General features: G+C 37.3%; 8 protein-coding genes. All 8 read left to right on the top strand.

The window, feature by feature from the left end:
* Positions 1-38 precede the first annotated feature (38 nt).
* The 8 genes from A9970_RS14415 (at position 39) to A9970_RS14380 (ending at position 15305) form a co-directional block, all read left to right on the top strand.
* Positions 39-1112 (top strand): class I fructose-bisphosphate aldolase, encoded by a 1074-nt coding sequence (locus A9970_RS14415; protein WP_182982802.1) that lies wholly within the window; start codon positions 39-41, stop codon positions 1110-1112.
* 312 nt (positions 1113-1424) lie between these two features.
* Positions 1425-2696 carry a serine--tRNA ligase gene (gene serS, locus A9970_RS14410; protein ID WP_182982801.1) on the top strand — a complete coding sequence of 424 codons (1272 nt, stop codon included), beginning with the start codon at positions 1425-1427 and terminating at the stop codon, positions 2694-2696.
* Positions 2697-3344: 648 nt separating this feature from the next.
* The gene (locus A9970_RS14405) at positions 3345-6581 is read left to right on the top strand and encodes a SusC/RagA family TonB-linked outer membrane protein (protein WP_182982800.1); all 3237 of its coding nucleotides are present in this window, start codon (positions 3345-3347) and stop codon (positions 6579-6581) included.
* 13 nt (positions 6582-6594) lie between these two features.
* Positions 6595-8085 carry a SusD/RagB family nutrient-binding outer membrane lipoprotein gene (locus tag A9970_RS14400; protein WP_236590208.1) on the top strand — a complete coding sequence of 497 codons (1491 nt, stop codon included), beginning with the start codon at positions 6595-6597 and terminating at the stop codon, positions 8083-8085.
* Between the two features lie 278 nt (positions 8086-8363).
* Positions 8364-9170, top strand: coding sequence for a hypothetical protein (locus tag A9970_RS14395; RefSeq protein WP_182982799.1), 807 nt, complete (start codon positions 8364-8366; stop codon positions 9168-9170).
* A gap of 432 nt (positions 9171-9602) precedes the next feature.
* The gene (locus tag A9970_RS14390; RefSeq protein ID WP_182982798.1) at positions 9603-9890 is read left to right on the top strand and encodes a hypothetical protein; all 288 of its coding nucleotides are present in this window, start codon (positions 9603-9605) and stop codon (positions 9888-9890) included.
* A gap of 649 nt (positions 9891-10539) precedes the next feature.
* Positions 10540-13677, top strand: coding sequence for a SusC/RagA family TonB-linked outer membrane protein (locus A9970_RS14385; RefSeq protein ID WP_182982797.1), 3138 nt, complete (start codon positions 10540-10542; stop codon positions 13675-13677).
* Positions 13678-13688: 11 nt separating this feature from the next.
* Entirely contained in the window at positions 13689-15305 is a 1617-nt protein-coding gene (locus A9970_RS14380; protein WP_182982796.1) for a SusD/RagB family nutrient-binding outer membrane lipoprotein, read from the top strand.
* Positions 15306-15307 lie beyond the last annotated feature (2 nt).

Below are 15307 nucleotides of genomic sequence, written 5' to 3'. Positions count from 1 at the left end.
GATTATGGTAAACTCCATCACTTTATTTTAAATAAATTATGCAATACATTGAAAAAATACAAGCACATCTGGGTGCTGAAGCGAGTTATTTGTTAGAATTTGATCAACCCGCAGTTTCCAAAACAATGCTTCATCTTCCACAAACAGCATTTATTGACCAAGTATATAGTTCGAGTGACCGTAGCCCGCAGGTCTTGCGGAGTTTGGGGCAACTTTTTGGAACGGGACGGTTAGCCAATACCGGATATCTTTCGATATTACCTGTAGATCAGGGAATCGAACACAGTGCAGGAGCCTCTTTTGCTCCAAATCCTCAGTATTTTGATCCGGAAAATATTGTCAAACTAGCCTTGGAGGGAAATTGTAATGCTGTGGCTTCTACCTTTGGTGTTTTGGGCGCTGTTGCCAGAAAGTATGCACATAAAATTCCGTTTTTGGTTAAAATAAATCATAATGAATTATTGACCTATCCTAATCGAGCCGATCAAATCTTGTACGGAACGATTCGTGAGGCCTGGAATATGGGGGCTGTTGCGGTAGGGGCAACAATATACTTCGGGTCTGAGGAATCCGACCGTCAGATTATAGAAGTAGCAAAAGCATTTGAAGAAGCACATTCTTTGGGGATGGCGACGGTATTATGGTGTTATCTGCGCAACTCGGCGTTTAAAGTCGGTGATAAAGATTATCATTTAGCAGCGGATCTTACCGGACAGGCCAATCATTTGGGTGTAACGATCAAAGCGGATATTATTAAGCAAAAACTACCCGAATTGAACGGTGGCTTTAAAGCGCTGAATATGGGTAAAAGTAGTTATGGAAAGCTGGATGAACGCATGTATACCGAGCTTTCTTCCGATCATCCTATTGATCTGTGCCGTTATCAGGTGCTCAATTGTTTTGCCGGTCGGGCGGGCTTGATTAATTCTGGTGGGGCTTCGGGACAGAATGATATACAGGAAGCTGTAAAAACTGCGGTTATCAACAAGCGTGCAGGTGGCACAGGGTTGATATCTGGCCGTAAGGCTTTCCAAAAGCCAATGAATGAAGGTGTCGCATTACTACATGCCATTCAGGATGTTTATTTATGCGATGCTGTAAGCATTGCTTAGCAAATGCGCATCACATGAGCTCATTAGGTTGAATCTCACGACAAGGGTTGTATTATACATCGAATTATAGAGCGTATCGATTAGGCGTCTAATGGATACGCTCTTTCTATGGATTATGGGGTGTAAATACCGATCCCTTTGAAGATCAGTATTCAATGAGTTGGTGGATGCTAACTGGTGCGGTGCGATGAAAATAGAGGACCGTAAAGCAGTTAAAAAGCCTTTTGGATGGTGGTTTAGGAATAAAATTGCTTGTAAATAAAGGCAAATTTATCTAAGTTTGTTCACTATTTTAAATAACACATTTATATTATGTTGCAATTAAATTATATCCGTGAGAACAGGGATACGGTAATCGAAAGATTGGCTGTCAAGCATTTCAAGGAAATTGGATTGGTCGACGAAATCATCAGTTTAGATGAAGATCGCCGTAAGATCCAATCGGAATCAGACGCACTTTCGGCAGAGGCTAATGCGGCAGCAAAACAGATTGGAGATCTGATGCGCCAAGGTAAAAAAGAAGAAGCTGAAACCGTTAAATCCAAATCCTCGGGATATAAGGAGCAAGTGAAGCAACTTTTGGATCAATTGGGTACAATTGAAGCAGAATTGAATGAGAAGATCGTGCAATTACCTAATTTACCGCATCAATCCGTTCCAGCAGGTGTAAGTGCTGAGGACAATGAAGTTGTTTTGAGCCATGGCGAAATCCCTGCATTGTCGGAAGATGCATTGCCGCATTGGGAATTGTTGAACAAATATGATATTGTTGATTTAGAGCTTGGCGTAAAAGTTGCCGGAGCAGGCTTTCCTATCTATAAAGGTAAAGGTGCTAAATTGCAACGCGCATTGATCAATTTCTTTTTGGATCAGGCAGCAGAAGAAGGATATGAGGAAGTACAGGTGCCTATCTTGGTCAATGAAGATTCTGCATTTGCTACGGGACAATTACCGGATAAAGAAGGACAGATGTACTATGTGGGTAACGACAATCTGTATTTGATCCCTACAGCTGAAGTTCCGGTCACCAACATTTATAGAGACGAGATTGTGAAAGAAGCACAGTTTCCAATCAAACATTGTGCTTATACACCATGTTTCCGTCGTGAAGCAGGTTCATATGGGGCACATGTACGTGGATTAAACCGGTTACACCAATTTGACAAAGTGGAGACGGTACAGCTTGTACATCCTGAAAAATCTTATGAAGTGCTGGAAGAAATGAGTTTATACGTACAGCGTCTGTTGCAGAAATTAGAGCTTCCTTACCGTGTATTGCGCCTTTGCGGTGGAGATATGAGTTTTACTTCTGCATTGACCTATGACATGGAAGTGTATAGTTCTGCTCAGAAACGTTGGTTGGAGGTATCTTCCGTTTCCAATTTTGAAACTTATCAAGCGAATCGTTTGAAAGTCCGTTTTAAAAATGCTGATGGCAAGATGCAGCTGGCACATACCTTGAACGGTTCGGCATTAGCTTTACCACGTATTGTCGCAGCGATATTGGAGAATAATCAAACGGAAAAAGGAATTAAGATTCCTGCAGTTTTGGTGCAGTACACTAAATTTGAGTATATCGATTAAATATCAATAAATAAGTCGTCTTTAGACTTATTTAATCTCAATATGAAAGACGCTCAGCCTGAGAAGGTAGAGCGTCTTTTTTTGTTATAACTCGATTTTAAAATGTTTAGAATCATTATAAATTACATGCGATTTTAATACAGAAAAATAATAGAATAACATGTTAACGTTTTCTTATAACATTGTTAATGTTTTGTTAATTATGGTTCATTCCGTATAAAATTCTGTTTGAAAATTGTTTGAGGAGTTTTTATTCTAAAATGATTCTTTTGTAACAATTTGTAAAATTGTGAACTTATTATTGCGGTATTTCTTGTTTTCTGGAGATTATGTTAAAAAACTTGTAAAAGCAACTTTGGCTTTATATATTTGACACCGCTAATAAAAATCGCACTAACTATTATTTACTGTAAATGCTGAAAAGAGCAAATTTTACAGCTGGATATTTATCTAAGGACTGACCCTACATCTACCTGGGGCCCGCTTTTCCAAAAATATTTTCAACTGTTACTAAATGAACTGCAATAGCATGTTATGTTTTTTGCTGTTTATTGTCTAGGCAATTTATGTTTAGACGGTTATGATAACGGATATAATTTATATCAATATATAGGATTAGAAAAAATAATAAAATTAACTAACTAAAACATGAAACAAACATTACTAAGTTTTCTTGTTGGCGGTATGATCTTGACTTCGGTTGCATTCGCTCAAGAAAAAAAGATTAGTGGTCGTGTTACATCTGCTGAGGGTAAAGCAATACCAGGGGTGACAGTAGTTGTACAAGGTACTAATCAGGCAACGCAGACTGATACTGATGGTAATTATTCATTGAATGTACCGGCAGGTAAGGTTGTCGTATTCCGTTCCGTTGGTTTTGATGATAAAACTATTATTGTTAATAACAACAGTACTGTATTCAATGTCTCTTTAGTAAATCATGACAATGCTTTGGAAGAAGTTGTTGTTACAGCAAATGCAATTAAGAGAGAAAAACGTTCTTTGGGATATTCTGCGCCAACAATTAAGAGCGATGAATTGACAGAAGGCCGTAATTCGAGTGCGATCAATTCTTTAGCTGGTAAAGTTGCAGGGGTAAACATTACCTCTACATCAAATTCTCCAGGTAGTTCATCCCGTGTTGTATTGCGTGGTGGTTCTTCTATTGCTGGAAATAACCAAGCATTGATCGTTGTTGATGGTACACCGATTGATAATACAAGTAAAGTTGGTGGATCCAGCGATCTTGCGAGTGTAGATTTTGGTAACCGTGGTAACGATATCAATCCAGATGATATTGAGTCAGTAACTGTATTAAAAGGCCCAGCAGCAGCGGCATTATACGGTTCTAGAGCTTCGAATGGTGCTTTGATTATTACAACGAAAAGTGGTAAAAAAGGTGCTAAAAGTGCAATTACCTTCAGTTCCACCAATACATTGTCTTCTATTTTGAAGTTACCTGAATTTCAAAATGAATACGGACAAGGCTATGCTGCATTTGATGAAAAGACAGGAGCCTTTGTTGATTATGTGAATGATCCGAGGGAAAATGGTTCGTGGGGTGCTCCTTTTACAGGCAATGTTCAAGAATGGGGACAGGCGATAGATGGCGTTCGCCAGAAGAAAGCTTATTCTGCAGTGAAAGATAATGTACGTGATTTCTTTGATCTTGGTATTGCGTCTGACAATAACCTTAGTTTTTCAGGCGGTTCAGAAAAGTCAACATTTTACTTAGGTTTAAATTCTTTGAATTCAAATGGTGTTTATCCAGGTAAGAAAGATAACTACAATAAATATGGTGTCAGATTTAATGGAACAACAGAATTATCTGATAAATTCAGTGCAGGTGTTTCCGTAAACTACAGTCGTATCAACAGTAATAATGTCGGTGGCGGTCAAGGTGGTGGTTCTGTCTATAATAACTTGTTGCAAACTCCGCGCGATATTGATGTTAAAGGGTTGAAAGATCTTTCAAATCCGTATAATGCGTATGGATATACGGATGCAAACGGTGTGCTACATGACGACGTATACGGTTATTATGGTGCTTATACCATGAATCCATATTGGATATTAGACAATTATAATAATTACAATGATGTAAACCGTATCATGGGGAACTTCAATGTAAATTATAAACCAACTGAATGGTTAACATTCCAAGAGCGTGTAGGTTTAGACAATTATACCGATCGTAGAAGAGCGCAGTCTCCAAAATATAGCTACCTGCCTGCTGATAACTCTACAGGTAATTATGTAAAAGGAAACGTTCAGACGGATCCTGGGAGTTATAGAATCGATCAATTTAATGTGAATGAAATTGTACATGATTTCATGGCAACCGCTACTCATAAATTTAATGAGGACTGGGATGCATCATTTATGATTGGTAATAATATTCGTCAACGCAAAACTTCGAATAATAGCACTGCTACCAATTCAAGTGGAGGACTTGTAGTACCAGGTTGGTATAATTTAGCTAACTCGAATGGTCCATTGGATCTAATCGAAGATACTTGGAGCAATCGTCGTTTAGTAGGTGTTTATGGAGATTTGAATGTTTCGTATAAAAATATAGCTTATTTACAAGCTACAGCACGTAACGATTGGTCATCCACTTTGCCTAAGAAAAATAACTCTTTCTTTTATCCAAGTTTAAGCGGATCATTTGTTCTGTCTGAATTATTCAAGCCAGAATTGAAAAGTAAATTCAACTATGCAAAATTACGTGCAAACTGGGCGCAAGTAGGTTCGGATACAGATCCGTATCAGTTGATTACGACATTTTCTCGTAGTGAGATCAATAGCGGTTTCGGAAAAACAAGTTTCCCATTCGGTAATGTTTCGGCTTTGATGTCGAGCAATACAATAGGTAACAGTGGATTGAAGCCTGAAATCACGACATCGTTTGAAGTGGGGGCTGAATTAGGATTTTTAAATAATCGTCTTTACGCAGACTTTACTTATTACAACAACAACTCAAAAAATCAGATTCTAAGTATTCCAATTCCTGTGTCAACGGGTTATGGTTTTGCATTGGTAAATGCGGGTAAAGTCCAAAATAACGGTGTTGAATTGACATTAAGAGGAACTCCTGTTAAAACAGAAAATCTAACATGGGAATTGTTCGGTACATTCACTAAAAATAACAGTAAAGTTATCGAATTGATGCCAGGTGTGGAACAGGTTTCTGTCGGTGGTTTCTCTGGTATGAATATCGTGGCAGCGGTAGGTCGTCCATATGGTGAGTTTTATGGAGTTACAAATGCTACGGACGCTCAAGGTCGTACGATTGTAGATCAGGCATCAGGTATGCCATTAGCTACTGAAAAACCACAATATTTAGGTACCTATAATCCAGATTTTCAAGCATCCTTGGGTACTAACCTGACCTACAAAAATTGGTCAATGAGTGCTTTATTTGATACAAAACAAGGCGGTGTATTCTATTCAAGAACAAAAGATATCATGGCTTTCGTTGGAACATCTGCTGAAACCGGTGGTGAGCGAATTGCACAGATTTTCCCAAATTCTGTCTACTTGGACGATAACGGAAACTCTATTGAAAATACATCGGTAACCTACGATAAGCAAAATTACTATGGTTCACTGGAGTCTGGAATGAATGTAGTGGACGCAACTTACATCAAGCTTCGTAACTTGACACTGAGCTATAAATTCACGAAAAATCAATTGAAAAACACGCCTTTTGGAGCTGCTTCTATTGGTTTGTTCGGAAATAACCTGTTTATCTGGACGCCAAGCGAAAATAAATATGCTGATCCGGAGGTGAATTCATCAGGTGCTGGTAATGCACAAGGTTTTGATTTTACCGCACAACCTTCACTGCGTAACTATGGCATTAATGTTAAAGTTTCATTTTAAAAGCGAATAAAGTATGAAAACTATAAAATTTAATAATACCAAGAAATTCCTAGTTGTGGCTTTAGTTGCGACAATGGGCTTGACTGGATGTAATAAATTCTTGGATATCAATGAGAATCCAAATAACCCGGAGTCAGCAACACCTAGTTTGTTATTGCCGACAGTAGAAGCGTCAATAAGCCAGGTTGTGGGGAATTCCTTTCAGGTATTTGGTAATATTTGGGGACAGTATTGGACACAAAACCCAACATCTTCTCAATATAGAGTTATCGATCAGTATAGAATCACCAATACTTCTATGGATAGAGTTTGGGGTAATATCTACAGGGGAACTTTAAACAACGCTGAATTGATTATCAATTCAAAAGTGGCGGATAACGAAAATTATAAAGGTATCGCTCATATTTTGAAAGCTTATGCATATCAGGTTGCAACCGATGCTTTCGGGGATATTCCGCTTTCTGAAGCATCAAAGGCTGATGGAAATTTGAGTCCAAAATATGAAGCTCAGGAAGTTGTATACGATTCAATTTTCAATTATATTGATAAAGGACTATCTTTACTAGCTGTGAAACAAGCAATTCCAGTAGCAAGTCAGGATATGATTTTCAATGGCGATCTTGAAAAATGGAAGGCTTTTGCCAATACCTTAAAATTAAGAGCTTATTTACGCCTTTCTAATGTGAACGCAACCAAAGCTGCTGCAGGTATTAAAGCACTTTATGCGAGCAATGCTATTTTCTTGAATCAAGATGCGACAATCACTTATACAACAACAGGGGGTAATGAAAATCCTTTCTACAATGAAATGGTTGGTTTAGGAAAAACTCAAAATGTTGTAGCGAGTGGAACCGTTGTGCAAGCATTTGTCAAAAATAATGATCCTCGCAGATTCGCTTTCTATGACAAAGTTGAATACACAGATCCAGAAACGAACGAACCAAAGATACAAGATACAATTGCTTACATTGCTCAAGGGACGTATTCAAGTAATTCAAAAAAATTAGTATCTACTCCTTCTCCAATGGTTGGAGGTAATGCCATGAGTCAAACATCTGCCGTTGCACCGGTAAAACTGTTTTCTGCAAGCGAAAGTTTGTTCTTACAGGCTGAGGCAGTTGTAAGAGGTTGGGGAACAGGAGATGCACAGAGCTTATATAGTGCTGGTATTACAGAGAGCTTTAAAGCAACAGGTAACGCAGCAGATGCTGCCAAGTATATTGCTGATGCGCCAGATGCTAAATTTACAGGCGATGTGGAGGCTAAAGTAAAAGCCATTATCACACAAAAGTATTATGCGATGTGTGGTTTCCAAGGCTTTGAAGCTTGGACTGAGTGGAGAAGAACAGGGTATCCATCCTTCTTTGTTAAATCTGCAGCATCAACTTTAGGTGAAGACAGAATGCCTTTGCGCATGCCTTATGCACTTAGTGAAGCCACAACAAATAGCAATTATCCAGGTAACGTTGTAATCTATACACCTGTTTGGTGGGACGTTAAGTAGTCTCTTAGATTATTTGCTTATGGAAGCGGCAATTTCGAAAGAAATTGCCGCTTTTTTATACATTGTAAACTACTTCAATTCCCCAAAAAAAATAAGAAGTTAATTATTATTCATGAAAGAGCTATCTTTCACTGCATTTCAATCTATCTATGATTATTTAAAAGTAAATTAATTTAAACAATCGGTGATTTTAACTTAATTACCACACATTTGTGTGTTAAACCTAATGATTTATAAATGCGAAATTTAACTATTATTGTACAATAAACATTAAAGTTATGGTTAAAAATCTATTTTTTATTGCAATTGTGCTTCTGGCAGTTATTTCTTGTAAGAAATCAAACTCTCCTGTCCTTCAAGAGGAGGTAACAACAGTTAGTAAAAAGTCAAAGGTGCCTGGTATGAATGCAGGTACACTAAGTGGGGCGAACATCTATTATAAAGATGGCTATTATTGGACACCTTTCGCTGGAGGTCTGAAATTTGATAGATTTACTTATCCTACAAATCCACAAGAGTTTGATAACTATTCAAAATATGAGCCAAGTTTTTCAGGGCCGACTAGTGAGAACAATTTACTCTCGTTTAATATGGATGGTAATAGATTTACTGTAGTTTTAGGAACCGCTTTAGGTGGCTTAGTTTATAAAATGAGAACAAAAGCATATCTTGATACAATTAAAGCAGGATATATGCCAAATGTAAATGATTATCTAGTTCGTGCTACAACTGGAGATGCAGATGGCTTAATAGTGCATACTGGTCAATTCATAATTGATCACTCAGCTCCTCTGGGAGTAAAAATTGTAGATTTAACAGCATACCTGCCTACTCCTGTAAAACTTCCAACTTTAGTATCTGACATGTTGGAAAAAGGTGGTGTATATTATGATATAGCTATATTTCAAAATACTGATAAATTATATCAAATAACTGCAGCCGGCTTGCCTCCTGGTGCACCAAAATCAGTTGTGGCTTATAATGCGATCTATACATTGATAAATCCGACCCAAATAAAGTTAACAGGAAATATGACACTTTTTGATGGAACAGTATACGTTTTAGATGATATATTGAACCTTTAAAAATAATAATAGAATACAGTTGTGTCCTAAATATTTATTTAGGGTTGTTATGACTTTAATAAATAAATTTTAGTTTTTCTAGGCATTCACTTCGCTATATTTTATAAATGTAGTCTGTTGATTTAGTCGATTCTTAAAAAGACTTTAATGTATTTATTTTCAGTTATTTATTTTGTTTTTTTTATTGATTTAGTTTGCAAGGTTTCGTTTATTAATAATGGATCTTGCAGACTAAAACAATGATTCCTATTAAGAGTATCAGCTAGGTTTTTTCTTGAGTTTTGATGATACTTTGAATCAGAAACACTCGTTGTACATCTTGGCTAACAAGGTTGATTATCCATTATATGATACTACTATTATGAACCTAATCAAACAGAGGCGAAGTCAAATTTTCCTCATTATTTGTTGTATTTGGATTCGTTAGGAAATATGCTACTTCGAAAAGGAAATGGTTTTTTTAGATTTGATTATAAAAATGGTCAGTATATCGAAGGTGAATTAGTTAATGATAAGCGAGAAGGGATTTGGACTGGTTGGGATCAGTCAAAATATGAGGAGTTTTACAAAGAAGATATATTGATAAATGGGAAGCGCTATTTGCCCGATGGTAAAATTAATACATACTCTGCCAAGACTATGGAGCAACAGCCCAAATATCATGGTGATTTAACGGCCGATGTTGAATTGGTTATGTGTAGAGTTCAGTTCCCTTTATAATTTTTTGAAAAATATAAAAAGAAAACCGTACTCGTCAGTTTCTTCATTAAAAAGTCTGGTGCTACTGAAGATTATGAAATTGAGGGAGATTCTGAGCTAAGTATCAAGAGGATGATGATTGAGGCAATGCGAAGATTAGGTAAATGAACTCCTGCTTACCTAAAAGGAATGGCAGTACGAGTACGTTATACAGTTCCAGTGAGATTTAATTTTGAATTAATCATGCGTTAAATTTACTCTCAGTAAATTTTTTTTTTATTGTGAGTCGTGTGTTTGTGCTTGTTTCTATATTACCTAAACTTCGGATTTCTATCATTGGCTGATTTTTTAGATTATTAAGATAGTTTTAAGTGAATAATCACTCAAAATTACCTTTTGTTACGTTTAAAAGTGAAAATAATAAACTGTTTATCAGTTGTTTGTGATTTATTGTGAAATAAATGTTATCACAAAGTTATGCTTGCATTGCAAAAGTTAAAAAAAGTTATAAATTTGTATTTAACATTTTTTAACAGCTGATACAGCTGACTTAAAAGATGTATGACTAACTAACATAGCTTATAATAATTATTGAGAAGTAAAAAATTTGCTAGCCAAGGTGCTTTATCGCCAAGAATTTAAATAAACATACTTAATTAAACATAAACATATGAAACACAAACTACTCAGTTTTTTATTGGGTGGTGCTATCCTAACTTCGGTAGCATTCGCTCAAGAAAAGAAGGTTAGTGGACGAGTGACAGGTACAAATGGCGAGGGGTTGCCAGGCGTTACTATTGTTATTCAAGGCACTAACCAAGCCACACAAACCGACGCAAACGGTAACTATTCCATTAATGTTCCTACGGGAAAAATTTTAGTCTTTCGTTCTGTAGGCTATTCAGACAAAACAATCACTGTTGCACAAGGTTCAAGTTTGTATAACATACAACTTAGTGGAAATGAATCGGTTCTTGATGAAGTCGTTGTGACTGGCGCGGGATTGACTGCTAGTCGGCGTTCAATTGGAGCTGCACAAACTACAATTAAAGCAGAGGATTTACAACAGGCTAAACCGACCAATATCGTTACAGGTTTGACTGGTAAAGTTGCCGGTCTTACCGTACAGGGTGTGGGTTCAGGTGTTAATCCCAATTACCGTGTCATGTTAAGGGGGATGCGTTCATTGACAGGTAATAATCAAGCTCTAATCGTTATTGATAATGTAATTTCTCCGTCGTCGATGTTGGGAAATCTAAATCCGGATGATGTTGAGGATATTACCGTATTAAATGGATCTTCTGCGGCAGCACTCTATGGCTCTCAAGCATCCAATGGTGCGTTAATTATTAAAACAAAAAAAGGCGCAGCTACCAATGGTATGGAGGTCACAGTTGATAATACAACGACTTTCGAAAACGTGAACTTTTTGCCAGAAGTTCAGAAACGATTTGGTTCTGGTTATTCTGCACACAATATCTTTTATGTGCCTTACGAAAACCAACAATATGGTCCCGCTTTCGATGGGTCTACTGTTCAAATTGGTGATCCTCTACAAGATGGTTCCACGCAAACAGGCCCTTATTCTTGGAATGGTGGAAAGGATAAATTTTGGGAAACAGGAGTGACAAACATGACGAATTTGGCTGTCGCATCTAAACATGAGAACAGTTCCTTCCGTTTTTCGGGACAATACTTAAAATCAACAGGTACCGTTCCTTTCGATAAATATAATAGAGCTTCTGCCCGTGTGAATGGAACCAGGAAGTTGAATGATATTTTAAACATTAGCTATACTTCATATTACGCTCAAAATAGATACGATCAAACTTCTGCGAACGCGAATATATATGATGCGGTTTTGCAATCTCCAGGTCAGGTCCCGCTAACGAGTTATAAAGATTGGCAAAATAATCCTTTTGCAAATCCAAATGGTTATTATAATGCATATTATAACAACCCTTATTTCATTGCAGCAAATAATCGTCAAAAAATTAGAAATGATTATTTCATGGGTAATGTGGAATTGAATTTCAAACCTTTAACATGGTTAGACTTTATGGGACGTGTGGGGATGACCACTTCTAATCAATCCTATAAATATACGACAGGTAAATTCACATTTACACCATATGCTGCAGGTTTGCATGGTGCATATAAAGGAACCAATATTACTGGTAGCGTTTCCGATGCTGCAAGTTATGCAACAAGTATTGTGTCTGATTTTAATGCACATGCGACACATACAAACGGAGATTTCAAATTCGACTATACGGCTTTATTCCAATACGTTCAGAACCAATCTTCGAATTTGTCAGCTACAGTTAATGGTTTGGTCGTAGATGGAATTTACAATCAGGGAAATAGTTTGAATCCTCCTTCTACTGGTCAGGCCGACTATTTAGCGAGAACTTTTGGATTGGCTGGTAAAATTGATGTAGCTTATAAAAACTATTTGTTTCTAACATTAACTGGACGTAATGACTGGGTTTCAATTTTAGATCCGGACAATCGTTCATTCTTCTATCCAGGGGCAACCGTTTCATTTGTTGCAACTGATGCAATTGAGGGATTGAAAGATTTTCAACCGTTGAATTTTTTGAAATTTAGAGGAAGTTTATCTAAAGTTGGGCAAGTGAATGTGGGTAGCTCTTCCAACTTTGGTGCTTATGCCACAGTTCCTACCTTCGGTCAAGGGTCTGGTTATCCGTACAACGGAATCGGTGGTCATACTGTTGGAAATCAAATTGTACAGCCAGGCTTAAAACCTGAGATGACGCGAGCTATTGAGTTCGGGTTTGAGTCTGCTTGGTGGAATAATAGAATTTCTGCTGATGTAACTTATTTTAACAATAAAACAACAGATAATACAGTACCAACAGGTATTTCTTGGGCTTCTGGATATAGCTCTTATTTGCTAAATGCAGGGACAACTACAGGTAAAGGTATTGAATCAAGATTGAGTGTGTCACCAATACGAAATGCAGATTGGGACTTAACATTAGGCGGAAATTTCACTTACATTCAAAATAAAGTTGTTGAAATTGCAGAAGGTCTAGACCAAATGGCTTTAGGTACATATACTGGTGGAACTGGTTCTTATGCCGTAAAAGGAGAGTCTTTCCCTGTTATTATGGGGTCGACTTATAACAGAGATCCAGAAGGACGTATTATTGTGGATCGTATTACAGGATATCCAACTACAGACGGTACCTTAAAAGTTTTGGGCGCAGCATTACCAACACATACCCTAGGATTAAATCTATCATTATCCTACAAAGGTTTAACTTTTTATACAAGTGCTGAGTATCGTACAGGTAACTATATCTTTAATAATGGAGCGGATTTGTTTGATTTCTCTGGATCAGGAATAAATACAGTCGCTTACGATCGCGAGCGTTTTGTTATTCCAAACTCTTCTTATTGGGATGAAGCAACTAAGTCCTATGTTAAAAATACGAATATTACGGTTTATGATGGTGGCGCCGATTATTGGACAATGGCAACAGGAAGACGGAATATTGATGAAACATATGTGACTTCAGCAGCATTCTGGAAAATCCGTGAAATGTCCTTGTCTTATAATTTACCGAAATCTTTTCTAGCTGGTCAAAATGTAATAAAGAGAGCTAGAGTTAGTGTGCAAGGCCGTAACTTATTTTTATGGACACCTGCGACAAATGTTTATACCGATCCGGAATATTCTGATGGAAACGGATCATCCAATGGAAATGCGCTTGGTTTGACAGGTTTAAGTCAAACACCGCCATCTCGTTACGTTGGTTTTTCTGTTAGTTTAACTTTTTAATATCGAATCTCATGAACAATAAAATAAAATATTTATCCATAGCAATGTCTACTTTATTGGTAGCTTCTTCCTGTAAAAAGGCATTGGATATTAATGATAATCCAAATTCACCGACTCAGTCAACCCCAGAGCTTGTTTTACCTCAGGCGATGGTTGCGACAGCGCTTTCGGTACCTACATTTAATACCTATGGCGGACGGTTAGTTGGTTATTACGCAACATCCGGTGGTGTTTCTGGTTGGGGTGATATGATTACTTACGATTTTTCGACCGGATTTATGACTGGCTTGTGGAGTACTCCATATAATACATTGACAGATCTTCAATATGTAGTAGACAAATCAGGCGAAGAGAAAGCATTATTTGCACAGGTCGCTGAGATATTGAAAGTTTATAATTACGCGAATCTTGTCGATACGTACAACGATGTTCCTTACTCTGAAGCTTTAAAGGGAGCTGCAATACTAACACCAAAATATGATAAAGCTGCCGACATTTATGTGGATTTAGCAAAAAAATTGGATGCTGCAACTGCATTCTTTAAGACAGCTACATCTACCGACGCATTTAAGAGCGCAGATATCATTTTCAAAGGAAATACAACCTCTTGGGCGAAATTTGCAAATACATTGAAATTGCGATTGGTGTTAAGAGCTGGAAGTAAAGCTGCATTTGCTAATAAAACAATTGATAATATTGGTGTAATAGAAAGTGATGTTATCGTACAGCCCGTGTTTACTAAAATTGCTGGTAAACAGAATCCGATGTGGAATACTTGGGCTTATGGGGCTGATAATGCTGCGGTAGGTACTTGGGGTACACAATTTATTCCAACAAATTATGTAATGGCTTTTTATGACGGTTTTAAGATTACAGATGGGGAAAGAGCATCATTGGTATTTGCAAATGGAATTTCAACCAATAAAAATCAACTTGGAAATGTGGATAATCCTCCAGCAGGTATCGCTCCATCGGCTTGGGTTATGCGTCCTGTCTCAGGTACCATTAGTGCCACCAACTATAGAGGATTGGGCGTAATAAAAGGTCCTGCAGCTGGACAACCTTTAATGCTGGCATCAGAAAGTCAATTTTTAGCTGCTGAAGGTGCATTAGAGGGAATAATAACTGGAGGAGAAGAGGCCGCGAAAGGTTATTTTGAAAAAGGAATCAAATCTTCGTATAATTATTTATATATGAATGAGGCAGATACACCTACAAAATCGGCAGCTGATGCTGAAGCGTATTTAGTTGCTTATAAAGCAAGTAATATAAATTCCTATTTGGTGAATTTTTTAAAATTTGTTGACAACACAGGAAATACACCTATAGAAAGAAGTACGACTAAAGCTGAGCGGACAGAGGCAATCATCACTCAAAAATATATTGCACTGAATTTCTTATTTGGGCATGAGTCTTGGAATGAGTACCGTCGTACAGGATATCCTAAGATCGTTGGGTTAAACAACACCGCGAATGCTAGAACCACATTTGTTTCAATAGCTTCACGTGCAACGTCAGCTGATAAATTGCCAACTAGGATATTGTATCCAAATACAGAATTTAGTTATAATGCGGCAAATGTGCCAACCGTTGACAAATATGCAACAAAAATATTTTGGGCTAAATAAAA

The sequence above is a fragment of the Sphingobacterium sp. UME9 genome (genome assembly GCF_014170215.1).
Classification (GTDB): Bacteria; Bacteroidota; Bacteroidia; order Sphingobacteriales; family Sphingobacteriaceae; genus Sphingobacterium; species Sphingobacterium paramultivorum.
The sequence above is the reverse complement of the archived record's forward strand: the minus strand, read 5'-3'. Positions and strand labels throughout refer to the sequence as shown.

Excerpts from the sequence above, each read along its gene's own strand:
- A9970_RS14415 (WP_182982802.1), top strand. The coding sequence starts at position 39 with ATGCAATACATTGAAAAAATACAAGCACATCTGGGTGCTGAAGCGAGT.
- serS (WP_182982801.1), top strand. The coding sequence starts at position 1,425 with ATGTTGCAATTAAATTATATCCGTGAGAACAGGGATACGGTAATCGAA.
- A9970_RS14405 (WP_182982800.1), top strand. The coding sequence starts at position 3,345 with ATGAAACAAACATTACTAAGTTTTCTTGTTGGCGGTATGATCTTGACT.
- A9970_RS14400 (WP_236590208.1), top strand. The coding sequence starts at position 6,595 with ATGAAAACTATAAAATTTAATAATACCAAGAAATTCCTAGTTGTGGCT.
- A9970_RS14395 (WP_182982799.1), top strand. The coding sequence starts at position 8,364 with ATGGTTAAAAATCTATTTTTTATTGCAATTGTGCTTCTGGCAGTTATT.
- A9970_RS14390 (WP_182982798.1), top strand. The coding sequence starts at position 9,603 with ATGCTACTTCGAAAAGGAAATGGTTTTTTTAGATTTGATTATAAAAAT.
- A9970_RS14385 (WP_182982797.1), top strand. The coding sequence starts at position 10,540 with ATGAAACACAAACTACTCAGTTTTTTATTGGGTGGTGCTATCCTAACT.
- A9970_RS14380 (WP_182982796.1), top strand. The coding sequence starts at position 13,689 with ATGAACAATAAAATAAAATATTTATCCATAGCAATGTCTACTTTATTG.